The sequence below is a fragment of the Pseudomonas sp. B21_DOA genome (assembly GCA_030544685.1).
In the GTDB taxonomy this organism is placed as follows: Bacteria; Pseudomonadota; Gammaproteobacteria; order Pseudomonadales; family Pseudomonadaceae; genus Aquipseudomonas; species Aquipseudomonas fluorescens_AO.
On sequence record CP086683.1, the window covers coordinates 4,749,706 to 4,767,115 of the forward strand.

16 protein-coding genes, 4 tRNA genes and 4 pseudogenes are annotated in these 17,410 nt (G+C 58.4%); 8 read left to right on the forward strand and 16 right to left on the reverse strand.

Annotated features, from left to right (window positions below; genetic code table 11):
* Window positions 1-48: 48 nt before the first annotated feature.
* The 7 genes and pseudogenes from clpX to LJU32_21870 form a co-directional block, all read right to left on the reverse strand.
* A pseudogene (gene clpX, locus LJU32_21840) lies at window positions 49-1,331 on the reverse strand (ATP-dependent Clp protease ATP-binding subunit ClpX).
* Window positions 1,332-1,443: 112 nt separating this feature from the next.
* Window positions 1,444-2,079 carry an ATP-dependent Clp endopeptidase proteolytic subunit ClpP gene (gene clpP / locus LJU32_21845; protein WKV88138.1) on the reverse strand — a complete coding sequence of 212 codons (636 nt, stop codon included), beginning with the start codon at window positions 2,077-2,079 and terminating at the stop codon, window positions 1,444-1,446.
* 92 nt (window positions 2,080-2,171) lie between these two features.
* Window positions 2,172-3,482: a trigger factor gene (tig, locus tag LJU32_21850; protein ID WKV88139.1), complete on the reverse strand. Its 1,311-nt coding sequence runs from the start codon at window positions 3,480-3,482 to the stop codon at window positions 2,172-2,174.
* A gap of 400 nt (window positions 3,483-3,882) precedes the next feature.
* Window positions 3,883-3,958 (reverse strand) — tRNA-His (locus LJU32_21855).
* Window positions 3,959-4,035: 77 nt separating this feature from the next.
* A tRNA-Leu gene (locus LJU32_21860) sits at window positions 4,036-4,120 on the reverse strand.
* A gap of 57 nt (window positions 4,121-4,177) precedes the next feature.
* Window positions 4,178-4,253: transfer RNA gene (locus LJU32_21865), tRNA-His, on the reverse strand.
* Between the two features lie 32 nt (window positions 4,254-4,285).
* Window positions 4,286-4,362, reverse strand: a tRNA-Arg gene (locus LJU32_21870).
* A 274-nt stretch (window positions 4,363-4,636) separates the two neighbouring features.
* On the opposite strand from LJU32_21870, the pseudogene folD reads away from it, so the two are divergent.
* Together folD and pbpG are read left to right on the forward strand one after the other, a co-directional pair.
* Window positions 4,637-5,490: pseudogene (gene folD / locus LJU32_21875) on the forward strand (bifunctional methylenetetrahydrofolate dehydrogenase/methenyltetrahydrofolate cyclohydrolase FolD).
* A gap of 229 nt (window positions 5,491-5,719) precedes the next feature.
* On the forward strand, window positions 5,720-6,658 hold the full coding sequence (pbpG, locus tag LJU32_21880; GenBank protein ID WKV88140.1) for a D-alanyl-D-alanine endopeptidase: 939 nt from the start codon (window positions 5,720-5,722) through the stop codon (window positions 6,656-6,658).
* A gap of 53 nt (window positions 6,659-6,711) precedes the next feature.
* Here the strand turns inward: pbpG and LJU32_21885 are convergent, their stop codons facing one another.
* The 3 genes from LJU32_21885 to LJU32_21895 form a co-directional block, all read right to left on the reverse strand.
* The gene (locus LJU32_21885) at window positions 6,712-6,918 is read right to left on the reverse strand and encodes a hypothetical protein (protein WKV88141.1); all 207 of its coding nucleotides are present in this window, start codon (window positions 6,916-6,918) and stop codon (window positions 6,712-6,714) included.
* Window positions 6,919-6,930: 12 nt separating this feature from the next.
* A complete protein-coding gene (locus tag LJU32_21890; GenBank protein WKV88142.1) occupies window positions 6,931-7,137 on the reverse strand; it encodes a DUF6021 family protein in 207 nt (68 codons plus the stop codon).
* 90 nt (window positions 7,138-7,227) lie between these two features.
* On the reverse strand, window positions 7,228-7,899 hold the full coding sequence (locus LJU32_21895; GenBank protein WKV91168.1) for a peptidase C39 family protein: 672 nt from the start codon (window positions 7,897-7,899) through the stop codon (window positions 7,228-7,230).
* A 234-nt stretch (window positions 7,900-8,133) separates the two neighbouring features.
* On the opposite strand from LJU32_21895, the gene LJU32_21900 reads away from it, so the two are divergent.
* A complete protein-coding gene (locus LJU32_21900; GenBank protein ID WKV88143.1) occupies window positions 8,134-8,301 on the forward strand; it encodes a hypothetical protein in 168 nt (55 codons plus the stop codon).
* 125 nt (window positions 8,302-8,426) lie between these two features.
* On the opposite strand, the gene LJU32_21905 is transcribed toward LJU32_21900, so the two are convergent.
* On the reverse strand, window positions 8,427-9,176 hold the full coding sequence (locus LJU32_21905) for a TerC family protein (GenBank protein ID WKV88144.1): 750 nt from the start codon (window positions 9,174-9,176) through the stop codon (window positions 8,427-8,429).
* A gap of 29 nt (window positions 9,177-9,205) precedes the next feature.
* A pseudogene (locus LJU32_21910) lies at window positions 9,206-9,447 on the reverse strand (hypothetical protein).
* Window positions 9,448-9,580: 133 nt separating this feature from the next.
* Here LJU32_21910 and nhaR point away from each other — a divergent pair.
* Window positions 9,581-10,479, forward strand: a pseudogene (nhaR, locus tag LJU32_21915) (transcriptional activator NhaR).
* Here nhaR and LJU32_21920 read toward each other — a convergent pair.
* Window positions 10,474-11,631 (reverse strand): MFS transporter, encoded by a 1,158-nt coding sequence (locus LJU32_21920; GenBank protein ID WKV88145.1) that lies wholly within the window; start codon window positions 11,629-11,631, stop codon window positions 10,474-10,476. The pseudogene nhaR and the gene LJU32_21920 overlap by 6 nt on opposite strands.
* Before the next feature lie 307 nt (window positions 11,632-11,938).
* Here LJU32_21920 and sstT point away from each other — a divergent pair, with 307 nt between their 5' ends.
* Entirely contained in the window at window positions 11,939-13,168 is a 1,230-nt protein-coding gene (gene sstT, locus LJU32_21925) for a serine/threonine transporter SstT (GenBank protein WKV88146.1), read from the forward strand.
* Between the two features lie 203 nt (window positions 13,169-13,371).
* Here the strand turns inward: sstT and LJU32_21930 are convergent, their stop codons facing one another.
* Complete coding sequence (locus tag LJU32_21930) at window positions 13,372-13,881, reverse strand: DUF1993 domain-containing protein (protein WKV88147.1); 510 nt, start codon at window positions 13,879-13,881, stop codon at window positions 13,372-13,374.
* Between the two features lie 125 nt (window positions 13,882-14,006).
* On the opposite strand from LJU32_21930, the gene LJU32_21935 reads away from it, so the two are divergent.
* A complete protein-coding gene (locus LJU32_21935; protein WKV88148.1) occupies window positions 14,007-14,651 on the forward strand; it encodes a DUF480 domain-containing protein in 645 nt (214 codons plus the stop codon).
* Window positions 14,652-14,783: 132 nt separating this feature from the next.
* Here the strand turns inward: LJU32_21935 and LJU32_21940 are convergent, their stop codons facing one another.
* Window positions 14,784-15,302 (reverse strand): cupin domain-containing protein, encoded by a 519-nt coding sequence (locus LJU32_21940; GenBank protein WKV88149.1) that lies wholly within the window; start codon window positions 15,300-15,302, stop codon window positions 14,784-14,786.
* Between the two features lie 205 nt (window positions 15,303-15,507).
* Window positions 15,508-16,326, reverse strand: coding sequence for a shikimate 5-dehydrogenase (locus LJU32_21945; GenBank protein ID WKV88150.1), 819 nt, complete (start codon window positions 16,324-16,326; stop codon window positions 15,508-15,510).
* A gap of 243 nt (window positions 16,327-16,569) precedes the next feature.
* Here LJU32_21945 and LJU32_21950 point away from each other — a divergent pair, with 243 nt between their 5' ends.
* Together LJU32_21950 and LJU32_21955 are read left to right on the forward strand one after the other, a co-directional pair.
* On the forward strand, window positions 16,570-16,950 hold the full coding sequence (locus LJU32_21950; GenBank protein ID WKV88151.1) for a hypothetical protein: 381 nt from the start codon (window positions 16,570-16,572) through the stop codon (window positions 16,948-16,950).
* A gap of 228 nt (window positions 16,951-17,178) precedes the next feature.
* Window positions 17,179-17,373 carry a hypothetical protein gene (locus LJU32_21955; GenBank protein ID WKV88152.1) on the forward strand — a complete coding sequence of 65 codons (195 nt, stop codon included), beginning with the start codon at window positions 17,179-17,181 and terminating at the stop codon, window positions 17,371-17,373.
* Window positions 17,374-17,410: the final 37 nt, after the last annotated feature.

Sequence of the window (17,410 nt, forward strand, 5' to 3'; positions counted from 1 at the left end):
AAAAAAAGAGGCCCGAAGGCCCCTTCTTTGTTGCGGCGCGGTGGACGCTTATGCGTCCGGCGCTGCCTTAGCCGTCGGCTCACTGTTTTCGTAGATATACAGTGGCTTGGACTTGCCTTCGATGACGCTTTCATCGATCACGACTTTGCTCACCTCGGATTGCGAGGGATTTCATACATCGTGTCGAGCAGCACACCTTCGAGAATCGAGCGCAGGCCACGGGCACCGGTTTTACGTTCCAGTGCACGCTTGGCGACCGATTTCAGCGCGTCGGAACGGAATTCCAGATCCACGCCTTCCATTTCGAACAGCTTGGCATACTGTTTGGTCAGAGCATTTTTTGGCTCGGTGAGGATTTGCATCAGCGCAGCCTCGTCGAGCTCGTCCAGTGTCGCCAGGACCGGCAGACGACCGACGAATTCCGGGATCAGACCGAACTTGACCAGATCGTCAGGCTCGACTTCACGCAGGGATTCACCGACTTTCTTGCCCTCTTCCTTGCTGCGCACTTCGGCGTTGAAGCCGATGCCGCCTTTGGTGGAACGGTTCTGAATGACCTTTTCCAGGCCGGAGAACGCACCACCGCAGATGAACAGGATGTTACGGGTGTCGACCTGCAGGAATTCCTGCTGCGGATGCTTGCGGCCACCTTGCGGCGGTACCGAAGCGACCGTGCCTTCGATCAACTTGAGCAAGGCCTGCTGCACGCCCTCACCGGAAACATCGCGGGTGATCGACGGGTTGTCGGACTTGCGGGAAATCTTGTCGATTTCGTCGATGTAGACAATACCCATCTGGGCTTTCTCTACGTCGTAATCGCACTTCTGCAGCAGCTTCTGAATGATGTTCTCGACATCCTCACCCACGTAACCGGCCTCGGTGAGGGTGGTTGCGTCGGCAATGGTGAACGGAACATTCAGCAAGCGGGCCAGTGTTTCGGCCAGCAGGGTTTTACCGGAGCCTGTCGGGCCGATCAGCAGGATGTTGCTCTTGCCGAGTTCGACGTCGTCAGCCTTCTTGTCACGCTGGTTCAGACGCTTGTAGTGGTTGTACACCGCTACGGCCAGAACCTTTTTCGCACGCTCCTGACCAATGACGTACTGGTCAAGGATGCCGCTGATTTCTTTAGGCGAAGGCAATTTATGCGCGCTGCTTTCGGCCTGTGCTTCCTGCACCTCCTCGCGGATGATGTCATTGCACAGGTCGACGCACTCGTCGCAGATAAAGACCGAGGGGCCGGCAATCAATTTGCGCACTTCATGCTGGCTTTTGCCACAGAAGGAGCAATAGAGCAGCTTGCCGTTGTCCTCGCCGTTGCGGGTGTCAGTCATTCGTTCGATCCAAATCCGATAGGCTTGCAACACAAGATGAAGGCTATTGCGGGCTTTTTCAAGCCCGCCGCTGATCGGACATGCCGATCAGGCCTGTTTTGCGCTGCTTATATTAAGCTGGACGCTGGTTGATCACTTCGTCGATCAGGCCGTATTCCTTCGCAGCTTCGGCACTCATGAAGTTGTCGCGATTGGTATCGCGCTCGATTTCTTCCAGAGTACGGCCGCTGTGCTTGGCCATCAGCATGTTCAGACGCTCGCGGATGAAGAGGATTTCCTTGGCATGGATTTCGATATCCGATGCCTGGCCCTGGAAACCACCCAGTGGCTGGTGAATCATCACACGCGAGTTCGGCAGGCAGAAACGCTTGCCCGGTGCACCTGCGGTGAGCAGGAATGCACCCATGCTGCAGGCCTGACCGATGCAGGTGGTCGACACGTTCGGCTTGATGAACTGCATGGTGTCGTAGATCGACATGCCTGCAGTCACCGAACCGCCCGGCGAGTTGATGTACAGATGGATGTCCTTGTCCGGGTTTTCCGCTTCAAGGAACAGCAGCTGCGCACAGATCAGGTTGGCCATGTAGTCCTCTACCGGGCCCACCAGAAAGATCACTCGCTCCTTGAGCAGGCGCGAGTAGATGTCGTAGGCGCGTTCGCCACGAGCGGACTGCTCGACAACCATCGGGACCAGGCCGCCGGCGGCCTGGATATCAGAGTTCTGCTGAATATAAGAATTACGGAACATGCTCTGCAGTCGCTCCCAAATAGTTATGTCTTGAATACGCATAAGCCAGCTCGAGAGCTGGCTTATGGTGTGCACTTCTAACGCAAAATCAATCAGTCGGCTGCTGGAGCTTCTACCGGCTTGACTGCTTCTTCGTAGGAGACCGATTTGTCGGTCACACTAGCTTTCTGCAGAACAGTATCCACAACTTGTTCTTCCAGCACAACCGAACGCACTTCGTTCAGTTGCTGCTCGTTTTTGTAGTACCACGACACGACCTGCTCTGGCTCCTGGTAAGCGGAAGCCATTTCCTGAATCATTTCGCGAACGCGAGCTTCGTCAGGCTTCAGATCGAACTGCTTGACCACTTCGGCAACGATCAGACCCAGCACGACGCGGCGCTTGGCTTGCTCTTCGAACAGCTCGGCTGGCAGTTGGTCTGGCTTGATGTTGCCGCCGAACTGCTGAACAGCCTGCACGCGCAGACGGTCAACTTCGTTGGACAGCAGAGCCTTTGGCACTTCGATCGGGTTGGTGGCCAGCAGACCGTCCATTACCTGATTCTTGACCTTGGATTTGATTGCCTGACGCAGTTCACGCTCCATGTTCTTGCGAACTTCGGTGCGGAAACCGTCGATGCCGCTTTCCTTGATGCCGAACTGAGCGAAGAACTCTTCGTTCAGCTCAGGCAGCTTAGGCTCGGACACAGTGTTGACGGTCACGGTGAACTCGGCGGTTTTGCCAGCCAGGTCCAGGTTCTGATAGTCCTCAGGGAAAGTCAGGTTCAGAACGCGCTCTTCGCCAGCTTTAGCGCCAACCAGGCCTTCTTCGAAGCCCGGGATCATACGGCCGGAACCCAGCACCAGCTGAGTGCCCTTGGCGGAGCCGCCAGCGAATACTTCGCCGTCAACCTTGCCAACGAAATCGATGTTCAGTTGGTCTTCGTTCTGGGCAGCACGGTCGGCCACTTCGAAACGGGTGTTCTGCTTGCGCAGGATGTCGAGCATCTTGTCCAGGTCAGCGTCAGCCACTTCAGCGCTCAGACGCTCAACGGTGATGCCTTCGAAGCCAGCAACGGTGAACTCAGGGAAGACTTCGAACACAGCAACGTATTCCAGATCCTTGCCCGCTTCGAGCGACTTTGGCTCGATCGAAGGCGAACCGGCAGGGTTGAGCTTCTGCTCGACCACAGCTTCGTAGAAGGAAGACTGGATGACGTCGCCTACCGCTTCCTGACGCGCATCAGCACCGAAACGGCGCTTGATTTCGCTCATTGGCACTTTGCCTGGACGGAAGCCAGCAATTTTGGCCTTTTGGGCAGTCTGCTGCAGACGCTTGTTGACCTGAGTCTCGATGCGCTCTGCCGGCACGGTGACGCTCATGCGGCGCTCGAGAGCAGTAGTATTTTCAACAGAAACTTGCATGGATATTCCTCGTTGCACAGACGTTAGCCGGCCGTTTCCGACCCCAGAATCAAGGGCATGCATTCTAGTGGGTCAAACTCAAGAAGTCACCCTACTGGAAACGGGTAAAAAAACAGCAGGCAATTTATAGGGAGCGCCGCACGAATGCCGCGCACTCCACTGGCGAATACAAGCGATCAGGTCAGGGCTCTGTTTCAACGCCTCTATATATAGAAGCAACTATCAAATCCGCCCTGACTGCCATTCCAGCAAAACCGGAACGACGAGCAGTTCAGCGTCATCGGATCGTTTAAATGCGATGAAGTGCCCTGCCCTGCGACCTGAAACCGACCAGGTCGATTTTGAAAACCGCTAAAACAAAAAAGGCGCCAGACTGTTAAATCTGGCGCCTTTCGAAATATGGGGTGGACGATGGGGATCGAACCCACGACAACGGGAGTCACAATCCCGTGCTCTACCAACTGAGCTACGCCCACCATATTGCGTAACACAAAAGCCAAACAACTTCTTTGTCAAAACCTCATCAGGCCCGAGGCACAGATAAAGCTTTATTTGGTGCGGATGAAGAGACTCGAACTCTTACGCCTCGCGGCGCTGGAACCTAAATCCAGTGTGTCTACCAATTCCACCACATCCGCGGATGAAGCTTTTAAAGCAAAGGCGCCAGACCGTTAAATCTGGCGCCTTTCGAAATATGGGGTGGACGATGGGGATCGAACCCACGACAACGGGAGTCACAATCCCGTGCTCTACCAACTGAGCTACGCCCACCATATCGCGTTACTTGTGCCAAAGCTGCCTAATGGCGCACCCGGCAGGACTCGAACCTGCGACCATCCGCTTAGAAGGCGGATGCTCTATCCAGCTGAGCTACGGGCGCCTTGTTAATCTGTACTCTTAAAGGACTACAAACTAAGTGCTTTCCAGTGTCGCAGAACCTTGATTCCGCTTCACCTTCTTAACCAGTGCTAGGCTGTGCCCGACAAGTGCGACGAATAGTATAGAGGGCTCAAAAGGTCGTCAAATCCTTTTTGAAAAAAATTCATTTAATTAAAGGAGTTAGAGGAATTTGCTGACCAAGCGCCTTTGCCCTCACCGCTCGACATGCGAGAATGCGTTCTCATTTTTTCCCTCTCGATGGTTAATCACGCGCAATGACTGCACAACTAATCGACGGCAAATCGATCGCCGCCAGCCTGCGCCAGCAGATCGCCCAACGAGTTGCCGAGCGTCGCCAGCAAGGCCTGCGCACCCCGGCCTCGCGGTGATCCTGGTCGGCAGCGATCCTGCCTCTCAGGTTTATGTCTCGCACAAGCGTAAAGACTGTGAAGAGGTAGGCTTCCTCTCTCAAGCCTACGACCTGCCCTCCGACACCACTCAGGACGCCCTGACCGATCTGATCGATCGCCTCAATGACGATCCGGCAATCGACGGCGTTCTCCTGCAGCTGCCTCTGCCAGAACATCTCGACGCGTCCAAATTGCTGGAACGCATTCGCCCGGACAAAGACGTCGACGGCTTCCACCCGTACAACGTCGGCCGCCTGGCCCAGCGCATCCCGCTGCTGCGTCCGTGCACCCCGAAAGGCATCATGACCTTGCTGGAAAGCACTGGCGCTGATCTTTACGGCATGGACGCGGTGGTCGTTGGCGCCTCGAATATCGTCGGTCGCCCGATGGCCATGGAATTGTTGCTGGCCGGCTGCACCGTCACTGTCACTCACCGCTTCACCAAGGATCTGGCGGGCCACGTCGGCCGTGCTGATCTGGTGGTCGTCGCCGCCGGCAAGCCGGGCCTGGTCAAGGGCGAGTGGATCAAGGAAGGCGCGATCGTGATCGACGTCGGCATCAACCGTCAGGACGACGGCAAACTGGTCGGTGACGTCGTCTACGAAACCGCCCTGCCCCGCGCCGGCTGGATTACGCCAGTACCAGGCGGCGTTGGCCCGATGACGCGCGCCTGCCTGCTGGAAAACACGCTCTACGCCGCAGAAACCCTGCACGCCTGAGTGGTTTTTCCGCTGCACCAGAACCCCGCCCCGTGCGGGGTTTTTCATGTCTGAGAAAAAACTTCAACCGTTCGCCGGAAACCGCTCTTTTTACAGGCCTTTTCACGGGATTTTCAGGTCTTACAAACAACCATCGACAGTTCTTCAGCCATAATCCTAAAATGCGCCGGTTTTAAGAAATAACCCGTTACAAACTAACGGTATATCCAACCTTTCAGAGTTCGCCCGCGTGAATATTCGTCTCTCGATTCTGAGCCTGTTGTTTGCTGTTACAGGCACATTCATCACGCCAACGATCAACGCTGCGGAAACCACCGCTGTCCCACGTGACGCTTCGACTTTGAAGATCGCGTCCGGCAGCGCCCTGCTCATGGATATGCAGACCAACAAAGTCATCTATTCCAGCAACCCTGACGTGATCGTGCCGATCGCTTCCGTCAGCAAGCTGATGACTGGCCTGGTGGTGGTGGAAGCTCGACAGAACATGGACGAATGGATCGATGTCGACATCAGGAACACCCCGGAAATGAAGGGTGTGTTCTCCCGGGTCAAACTCAAGAGTGAGCTGCCGCGCCGCGAGATGCTGCTGATCGCCTTGATGTCATCGGAAAACCGCGCTGCCGCGAGTCTTGCCCACCACTATCCGGGCGGCTATGCGGCTTTTATCGCGGCGATGAACGCCAAGGCCAAGGCGCTGGGCATGACCAGCACGCACTTCGTCGAGCCGACCGGTTTGTCCGAGCGCAACGTTTCCACCGCCCGCGACCTGAGCAAATTACTGGTGGCCGCGCACAAGCAACCGCTTCTTGTGCAACTGACCACCACCAAGGAAAAGACCGTGGCGTTCCGTAAGCCCAACTACACCTTGGGCTTTCGCAATACCGATCATTTGGTCAACAAGGCTGATTGGGATATCAAGATCACCAAGACCGGTTTCACCAACCCGGCCGGCCATTGCCTGGTGTTGGTGACGAAGATGGGCAACCGTCCGGTCGCGCTGGTGATTCTCGACGCCTTTGGCAAGTACACGCATTTTGCCGATGCCAGCCGTATCCGCAGCTGGGTGGAAACCGGACGCAGCGCCACTGTTCCCGCGGTGGCGCAGCAATATAAAGCCGACAAGAACCTCAAGAGCCGTCAGAGCGGCGTGGTCGAAGCGGCCAAGTAGGTCCAGCGGTCATGAAAAAGCCCCGAATCTTCGGGGCTTTTTTCGTCTGCGCATCAGTCGTTGGGCAGCGGCATTTTGTCGTCATCGGGGATGCCATCGCCCGAGCTCGGCTCTGGCGAAACGTCCGGTGTCAGCACGTTGGGCCGCGCCAGTGGATCGCGCATCGGGCTGTCCGGATCGAGCACCGGGTCAACCTTTGGCTCCGGCGTGGTCGGCACGCTGTCCGGTTTGTGGTCATCGAAGCTTGAATCGGTACTCATACGCACCTCACATCAAGGTTTCAGATCGCCCAACGGGTCGTAGGGCTTGGCCGGCTTCTTAGGATCTTCACCGCGCTCGATATCCAGTGGCGCCTTCGCCGGCCCGACCGGATCGACTTGCGGATCGTCAAGGTCGGGCGAATCCGGGTCGAATCCCAGATCATCGCCGGAGGAATGTTCGGACGAATGCGGACCTTTCGGGGTTGGGGAATCTGCCATGTTGCCTCCTTGATTCACCCGCGAAGCACGGGCATTAATCTTCAGAGGCTCGCCGGGCGCAGTCGTGCCCGGCAGATGACGAACGGAGGTCTATTGCGCCGCAAGGGCCTTTCGCGCCTGCGCCGCAGCGTTTTCTTCACCGGCCTGCGCCAGGTCATCGGCGGCTTTCAGCCAACGGGAGCGATCGACGTCTGCCGGGATCTGCGACGGTTTCTGAATCAGGATCGCCCAGCCACCGGCCTTGTCAAACGCCGACTCGAAGCTGCCAAAATCCATCAACTGCCGACGATTCATGCCGGCGCGCAGCAGGACCTTCTGTTTATTGCGGTCGTAGCCGGACAGGATCGCGTAACGCGGCTCGGCCCAGAATGCCGAACCCTCACTGAAACGCACCATGACTGGATAGCCGGCCGCAACCTGGGTCAGCAACGCTGGCAGGTTGCTGTCGAGCGGATAGACCACCAGGCCATATTCGCGGGCAAGGTTCTGCATATTCTGCTGCAGCTTGTCCTCAGCGCCCGGCAAGTGCAGCGGTTTTTCCAGAAGGCCCGGGGTGATCACGATGCCTTGTTGCGACAGCAGACTGGCCAGCACCTGTGGCCCACTCTGGTTGGCTTCGCCGCGATAGAAAGTGCCGCTGAGCTCAACCCGCTCCGGCAAGCGTTTGACTTGCGGCGCCACATTGCCTGCACATCCGCTCAGCGCCGCCACACAAACGGCGACCAGCAGCGCCCCACTCACTCGAGAAAATACCCGCACCATCGCCACTCTCATCCAGACGCCGGTCATCGTGTTCCGGCAACGCCAGCGATCATAGAGCCGCACCCGCCCGCGGTATAGCCTTAAACCGCAGACTCTGCGATTGCATAGAGCAAACTGATTGGTCGCTAACGACCTTTGGTCAATAGCTTGAAACACCCCATTGACTAGACTGTCACTGAAATAGAGCGAATTGCGAAAAGCGGGCGCCCGATGCAGGGCGAAGAGGAGGCACCAATGAGCCTGACCATGACCATCGTGATGTTGATAGCCGGCTGGCTGGCCGTGGCGACTGCCATGTTGTGGGGCGTGCTGCGGATTTCGCGACGCCATCATCATCCGGTGCAGACGATGCCGGTTGAGAAAACAGAGAAGCACCCAGTGCGGCACATTGCTGCGCATTGAAGACCAACAAGGTCCTTCCCTCATGAGAGCGCTCAGCAGCAGCGCGCTCTCGATAACTCAGCAAAGGTGAATAAAAAAACCGCCTGAGCTCAACCAGCCCAGGCGGTTTTTTGTGTTCTCAGCAATTACGCCTGCTGAGCAACCTTCTTCTGCTTCGCCCGGCGCGACATCATGTTCAACACTTCGATACCCGCCGAGAATGCCATGGCCGCGTACACATAGCCTTTCGGTACGTGGGCGCCGAAGCCTTCGGCGATCAGCGTCATGCCGATCATGATCAGGAAGCCCAGCGCCAGCATGACCACGGTCGGGTTGTCGTTGATGAACTTGGCCAGCGGATCAGCCGCGAGCAGCATCACCAGCACCGACACTACTACCGCGATGATCATGATCGGCAAGTGTTCGGTCATGCCGACAGCGGTAATGATGCTGTCGATCGAGAACACCATGTCGAGCATCAGGATCTGACCGATAGCCGCAGCAAAACCCAGCGTTACGGTAGAAGCCGCAGTCTTCGGATCTTCTGGCGACGGGTCCATGCTGTGATGGATCTCGGTCGTGGCTTTCCACACCAGGAACAGACCACCGGCAATGAGGATCATGTCCTTCCAGGAGAACGCCTGGCCAAGGATCTCGATCACAGGCTCGGTCAACTGCACGATGAACGCGATGGTGCTCAACAACGCCAGACGCAGAATCAGGGCCATGCCGATACCGATACGGCGCGCCTTCTGCCGATGCTGTTCGGGCAGTTTGTTGGTCAGGATCGAGATAAAGATCAGGTTATCGATGCCGAGCACGATTTCCATTACCACCAATGTGGCCAAAGCAACCCAAGCGGTGGGGCTGGCGGCGAGTTCTAACAGATATTCCATGGGTCAGTCCTGACTCTGTGTAAGACGGTTCAGATGGTCTTGGAGGAAGATTCGGATTCTTCCGCCTGTTTTTCCGGTGTTTCTTTCTTCTGGATCAAGCCACCGGTGGCATCGCTGAGCGCTTGCTCGGCGGCCTTGTGGGTGTCGTCGATCGCTTGCTTGGCGGTTTCAGCCGCCGCGCCCATCAATTGTTGGGCGCTTTTTCTGCCTGATCGCAACCGGCCAGAACCAGTAAAGACGCAAACATCACTGCGGGAAATGTGTATTTCATAAGGTTTCCTTCGAATGAACAGACAGGCGCGCACACCGGCCGTCGATGGCTGGGCATTCTAGGGAGATGGACAGTTCAGGAAAATTCGTATTTTTAGCGGCTATACTTCGGTTTTCACGAAGCGACGATCAACATGCTCAACTACCGCCAACTGCATTACTTCTGGGTCGTGGCCAAGACCGGCAGCATTGTCCGCGCCTGCGAGCAACTGAACCTGACACCGCAGACCATCAGCGGGCAGATCTCCCTGCTCGAACAAACCTTTAACGTGGAACTGTTTCGTCGTGTCGGCCGCCAGCTGGAGCTCACCGAAGCCGGGCGCCAGGCCCTGCCCTACGCCGAGCAGATGTTTCAACTGGGCGGCGAGCTGGAGCTGATGCTGCGAGCGCAGCCCAACGAGCAGCAGATCCTCTTTCGCGTCGGCGTCGCCGACGTGGTGCCCAAATCGATTGTTTATCGCCTGATCGCGCCGACCATGGAGTTGAGCGAGCCGCTGCGCATCACCTGCCGCGAAGACAAGCTCGAGCGCCTGCTCGCCGATCTGGCCATTCAGCGTCTGGATCTGGTGATTTCCGACAGCCCGATGCCTTCGCATCTGGACATCAAAGGCTACAGCCAGAAGCTCGGTGAATGCGGGATCAGTTTTTCGCCACCGCCGAACTCGCCGCGCAGTATGGCCAGGATTTCCCGCGCAGTCTGCATGGCGCGCCGCTGCTGATTCCCGGCGCGGAAACCGTGGTGCGCAGCCGTTTGCAGCGCTGGTTCGCCGAACAGCAGATCCAGCCGCAGATTGTCGGCGAATTCGATGACAGTGCTTTGATGCAGGCCTTCGGCCAATCCGGCAGCAGGATCTTTATCGGCCCGAGCGTGATTGCCGAGGAAGTGAAGCGCCAGTACGGCGTCGAGTTGATCGGCCAGACCGACGCGGTGAGCGAGTCGTTCTATGCGATTTCGGTGGAGCGCAAAGTCAAGCACCCTGGCATCGTAGCGATTACCGAGGGTGCCCGACGCGAGTTGTTTACCGGGTTATGAAGCGCAGACTTCACGCGGCTTCAGCGTCATCAGCACCATGGCGAGGAACACCGACAGCAAAATGAAGCCGGCAGCGGCAAAGCCCAGAAAGCCCAGCCCGGCACTGTCGATCACCCGGCCGCCGACTATCGCGCCCAGGCCGATACCGAGATTGGCTCCGGCGATGTTCAGCGACGCGGCAAACGCAGGCGCTTGCGGCGCAGCTTTCATCAGGCGCACATGGCTGACCAGGAACAACGCCGCCTGGGTTACACCCCAGATGCCCATCGCCACCGCCAGGCCTACTGGCGAATGAATGTTTGGCACCAGCGAGACCATGCCGGCGATCATGAACGCACAGAACAACACCGACGCCCCCAGCGGATGCCGATCCACCGCTCGCCCGCCGAGCGAGTTGCCGATCAGCCCGACGGCGCCAAACGCCATCAGGCACCAGCCGACCACGGTGCCGTTGAAACCGGCAAGTCGTTCGAGGATGTCCGCAAGGTAGGTGTAAGCGGTGAACATGCCGCTGAACACCAGAATCGACAACAAGATATGGCCGAGCATCAGCGGGCTGCGCAGGATCTTGAACTGCGAACGGAAGCTGACCTGATGCTGGTGCAGACTGGTTTTCGGCAGGTAGACAAACAGCAGCAAGGCTTTGGCAAACGCGATCAGCGCGAGAATGCCGAATGCGCTGCGCCAGCCGAATGCGTCGGAAATCAGCGTGCCGACCGGAATGCCAAACACCGTGGCGCAGACGATACCGAAGCCGATCTTGGCGATGGCGCGACCGGCGAAATCCGGGCCGACGATGTCGACGGCGGTTTCACTGGCCAAGGCCCAGAACACCGGCAAACCCAACGCCGGAATCAACCGCGCAATGGCCATCACCCAAATGTTCGGCGCCAACGCCGCCACGGTATTGGCCAGACCGAACATGATCAGGATGCTTATAAACAGTTTGCGCCGCTCGAAACGGGCGAAATAAGCGGTCAGGAACGGGCCGAACAGCGCCACGGTAAAGGCAAACAACGTCACCAGCAGCCCGGCTTGCGGGATGCTGACTTCGAGGTCTCGGGCAATCGCCGGCAACAGGCCGACAATGACGAATTCCGTGGTCAGCACCGTGAACCCGGCAGCGGACAACAGAAGAATAGGCAACAGCATGCGCAACTCCAGCAAAACGACGACACCAGCGATGACCCGGAGGCCCGCTGGCAGAACTTGAAAATGAGGATGGCGAAGCTTAACAGACTGTGCCGGCACTGAGTTGCCCAAAACTGCCGATCTGCCGGGCCGATCCGGTGGCAGATCGTCACAGGCCTGAAGGTTCACGCCTACGCTGTGATAAAGTCCGCGCCCTGAAAATCGTACAGCTGTTCAACGTGCCGTTTGGCGGCGTTGATGTCACTTCGACAGGCGTTTCGTGACTGCCCACGACGCTTCGCACCCTATAAAAAACAGAGATGCCGCTATGACCGCTTCATCCCCTTCGTTACTGCAACGCCTGAAACGCCTGAGTCTGGTGACCCAGATCGTCATTGGTCTGATCGCTGGTATTGCCCTGGCCCTGATTGCACCTGAGCTGGCGAAGTCCACTGCGTTCATCGGCAAGGTGTTTGTCTCGGCGTTGAAAGCCGTGGCGCCGATTCTGGTGTTCGTGCTGGTGATGGCTTCGATCGCCAACCACAAGCACGGTCAGGAAACCCACATCCGCCCGATCCTGTTCCTTTATTTGCTGGGCACATTCAGCGCTGCGGTGGTGGCCGTGGTCGCCAGCATGGCCTTCCCGTCGAATTTGGTGTTGTCCACCGAGAACGTGGCCGTGACTGCGCCCGGCGGCATCGGCGAAGTGCTGCAAAGCCTGTTGCTGAGCGTCGTCGACAACCCGGTCAGCGCGTTGATGAATGCCAATTTCATCGGCATTCTGGCCTGGGCAATCGGCATGGGCATCGCCATTCGCCACGCCGGCGATACCACTCGCGAAGTGCTCGGTGACTTGTCCAACGGCGTTACCGTGATCGTCCGTGTGGTGATTCGCTTCGCGCCGCTGGGCATCTTCGGCCTGGTCGCGTCGACACTGGCCACCTCCGGTTTCGGCGCGCTGCTCGGCTACGCGCACCTGCTGGCGGTGCTGCTGGGTTGCATGCTGTTCGTCGCGCTGGTGATGAACCCGCTGATCGTGTTCTGGAAGCTGCGCCGCAACCCGTATCCATTGACGCTGATGTGCCTGCGCGAAAGTGGCATCACCGCGTTCTTCACCCGCAGTTCGGCGGCGAACATTCCGGTCAACCTGGAATTGAGCAAACGCCTGGGCCTGCACGAAGACACCTACTCGGTATCGATCCCGCTCGGCGCGACCATCAACATGGCCGGTGCGGCGATCACCATTACCGTGCTGACCCTGGCGGCGGTGCACACCTTGGGCATCGCCGTGGACATCCCGACCGCGATCCTGCTCAGCGTCGTCGCCGCGATTTGCGCCTGTGGTGCTTCGGGTGTGGCCGGCGGTTCGCTGCTGCTGATTCCGCTGGCGTGCAGCCTGTTCGGCATCCCGAGCGAGATCGCCATGCAGGTCGTGGCGGTGGGTTTCATTATTGGCGTGCTGCAGGATTCGGCGGAGACCGCGCTGAACTCGTCGACTGACGTGCTGTTTACAGCGGCGGCTTGCCTGGGCGAAGAAGAGAAGGCTCAGCGCGCGTAATCGCTGCCATAGGAGAAGCGGAAGCCCGGGAGTTTACAGATCGTTCCCACGCTCTGCGTGGGAATGCCTCAACGGACGCTCCGCGTTCGGCTCTGAATGGGACGCAGAGCGTCCCGGGCTGCATTCCTTTGCTGCGCGTGGGAACGATCAAACAAAAGCCCGCCAAGGCGCGAACCTTGGCGGGCTTTTTCGTATCGGGGTGTTTAGAACGCGCCCATGTAATCGCGCTTGCCCACTTCCACGCCGTTATGACGCAGCAACGCATAGGTGGTGGTGACGTGAAAGAAGAACTGCGGCAAGCCGTAAGTCAGCAGATACGCCTGACCACTGAAGCGCTTCTCTTTCGGCGTGCCCGGACGGGTGACGATTTCGATGCCTTCCTTGCCATCGATCTGCTCTGGCTTGATCTCGCCAATGAAGGCCAGGACCTTGGCGATCAACGCTTGCAGCTCGGCGAAGGTGGTTTCAGTGTCGTCGTACTTCGGCAGGTCGACTTCGGCAAGACGCGCCGACACGCCTTTGGCGAAATCCACGGCGATCTGCACCTGACGCACCAGCGGGAACATGTCCGGGTACAGACGCGCTTGCAGGAAGACGCTCTGGTCGATGTTTTTCGCGCTGGCGTGGGCTTCAGCCTTTTTCAGCACATCGCTCAGGGCGTTGAGCATTTGTTGAAAAACCGGGACGGATGCGGCGTACAGTGAAATGGTCATGGCAGTCTCATGTGATGGCTGGGTAATACGTGGTGGCGATTATAGCCATGCTTGATGAGCACACGGCTTGCCTTTTGTTTGGCAAGGATTAGGCTAGGCGGCTTCGACTGCAGAGGGAACGCGCGATGAGCAACGAACAAGAATCCACCTCCGAACAGCCACGGCTCAATGCCACGGAAATCCGCATTCTCGGTGCGCTGATCGAAAAACAGGCCACCAGCCCGGAAACCTACCCGCTGACCCTCAACGCACTGGTGCTGGCCTGCAATCAGAAAACCAGCCGCGAACCGGTGATGAACCTCAATCAGGGCCAGGTCGGCCAGAGCCTGCGGGCGCTGGAGGGGCGTGGTTTCACCCGGCTGGTAATGGGCAGCCGTGCCGACCGCTGGGAGCACAAGGTCGACAAGGCGCTGGAACTGGTGCCGGCGCAGGTGATTCTGACGGGTCTGATGTTTCTGCGCGGTCCGCAGACCGTCAACGAACTGCTGACCCGCAGCGGGCGCATGCACGAGTTCGAAGACGCCGAGCAGGTCGTGCATCAGCTTGAACGCCTGATTGCACGCGGACTGGCGGTATTGATTCCGCGTCAGGCCGGGCAGCGTGAGGACCGTTATACCCATGCCCTCGGCGATCCGGCGGATATCGAAGCGATCCTGACGGCGCGGCAAAATCCTGGGGAGCGATCGAGCGGTGGCGTTTCACTGGAGCGTATCGAAGAGCTGGAAGCACGGATCGCAGCACTGGAAGAACGCCTGGCCCGCCTCGAATAATTACCACAGAGCCAATGTGGGAGCGAGCCTGCTCGAGAAAGCGTCGAATCAGTCAACGAACATGGCGACTGACCCGCCGCCTTCGCGAGCAGGCTCGCTCCACAGGGTCTGCGCGATATTCAGCTGCCCGCTTCATTCCCCATCCCAATAATCCACCCCATCCACCTGCCGCGCGACAGCGACAAAACCCGAGGCATTGCCGTCGGCATCCACCGCGAAATTATCCATCACCGCATACTTGTTCGAGTCCGGATACTCGCAGATCTCCGGCTGCTGCTGAGTGCTCACCGCCAGATAACGCAGTTCGCCCGCGCTGGTATTGATGATCTGATGTGCCTTCTCCGGTCCGCCGGGTGGGCAGGCGATCACATCACCGGCGCGGATCGGAAAGCGCTCGTCTCCCAACCGCACCTCGCCCTCCCCGGCCACCACGTAGAACATTTCCTCGTTGACCCGATGGCTGTGGAATGGACTGCCGCGCATGCCCGGCGGCAGCGCATAGAGGCGATAACCGAGTTTCTGCGCACCCAGTTGCTGACCGATCCGCGCGATACGCTGCTGATAACGCCCGGCGGTATCGCCTTGCGGCGCGAGGGCTTCGGGTAGGGCTTCGAGTTCGACCTCGTTGAGGTTGAGGATGGGCGGATGCATGGGCGGCCTCGTTTAAGGTTTTTGTGATGGGCACGTCTGTGCGTGCTGGTTTTGAATAATAGACAACCAGATAAACCGAATTGAATTCATCGCAGGCAAGCCAGCTCCCACAAATCCGCGGTCGACTGCAATTTCTGCATCACTCCAGCCCCTGTGGGAGCTGGCTTGCCAGCGATGACGCCCCCGCAGCCACTACAGAAATCACTCAGCTGCGCGCAAAATCCACCGCCGCCGCAAACTGCGCCTCATTCGGCCGCACCCCGGTGTACAGCACAAACTGCTCGAGCGCCTGAATCGCGATCACCTCAAGCCCGGTGATCACTCGCTTGCCCTCGGCCCGCGCACGCACGATCAGCGGTGTTTCCGAAGGGATCGCCACCACGTCGAATACAGTCTCAGCCGCTTTGATCACTTCAGGTTCGAACGCCAGTTGCCCCGCCTCCGGCCCGCCGTCCATGCCTACCGGGGTGACATTGATCAGCATCTGCGGGCGCTCGTCACCCAGCTCGGCCTGCCAGCGATAACCCAGCGAATCCGCCAGGGCGCGTCCGGCGCGTTCGTTACGGGCGACAATCAAACCGTTCTTGTAGCCACCATCGCGCAGGGCGCTGGCCACCGCTTTGGCCATGCCGCCGCTGCCACGCAGGGCGAAGGTCGAATCTTTCGGCACCGCGTGGCTTTCCAGCAATTGCGCGACGGCGATGTAATCGGTGTTGTAGGCCTTGAGGTGGCCGCCAGTGTTGACGATGGTGTTGATCGACTGGATCGCCGCCGCCGACGCATCCAGCTCATCGACCAGCGCAATGCAGGCTTCCTTGAACGGCATCGACACGCCGCAGCCACGAATGCCCAGCGCCCGGATGCCACCGACCGCGCCGGTCAGGTCCTGGCTGCTGAACGCTTTGTAATAGAAATTCAGGCCCAGCTGTTCATACAAATGGTTGTGAAAACGCAGACCGAAATTCCCCGGCCGCCCGGACAGGGACATGCACAATTGGGTGTCTTTGTTCGGGTTCATCTGCATGAAACTTCTCCTTCAAACGCACTTTCGGATGGACGGGATTGGCCAGCCCACCGGGTTCTGAATCATCATTGAGGCTTGTTTGTGGCGCCGCGCAGCCGGGTAAAGAAGCCGCTACAGACCTTACACAAAATTTACCCAGCGGCTGTGCTGAATTTCGCAATTTTGCTGTCTTAGCTGTATCCCCGCGACAACTGTAGGCCTGATTCAGGCCGCGGCGCCGGGTCGAAGAACCGAGGACTTATCATGATTCGTAAACTTCCCATCATGGCTTTGTTGATTGGCGCACTTGCCGTCACCGGCCAGGCTGAAGCGGGTGGTGGCCATGGCTGGCAGGGCCCTGCAGTGTTTGGCGCGATTGTCGGCTCGGCCATCATCGGCTCGGCACTGATCAACCAGGATCGGCCGGTGTATGTGCAACAACAACCGGTTTATGTTCAGCCGCAACCGGTCTACGTGCAGCAACCGCCGCCACCGGTCTACTACCAACCCGCGCCGGTGTATGTACAACAACCGGTCTACGTCCAGCCGGCCCCCGTCTATTACGGCCCGCCTCGTGGTTATTACGGCCGTCCCCACGGCTACTACGGTGGCCCGCATGGCTACTACGGCGGTCCACGCTGGTAAGCGCAACGCAGAGCCCTGCTTTCGAGCGGGGCTTTTTATGACCGCTGGTCGGCGAGGGTCTGAAAAAATCGCGCCGAGGTCGCTGTGAGGACAGTGTGAGCAGCTAAAGTCGGCATGATGGAATCGACCGTTGGGCTTTTTTCATCAAACGGTCACCACTTTGTCATGACGGAACCGCAATCTGAATCCGTCCGTAAACAACAGATCGATAACAACAAGGACGACTGTATGCCCACCCAAAACCCGCACCGCATCGTTGGTCTGTGCACCTCGAGCAAGGTCTACAGCGCGCTCACCGAGCTCAAGCACCTGGAAGGCCATCGCTGCGCCAAGCTGCTGTCCCTGCTCGCCGAAAACCTTGTGCACAAGGGCCTGCTCAATGAACGCGAAGTCATGCACATGCTCGATCAAGTGGTGGAATGACGCCAGACCTCACTGGCATCAATGACCACTATCGAAA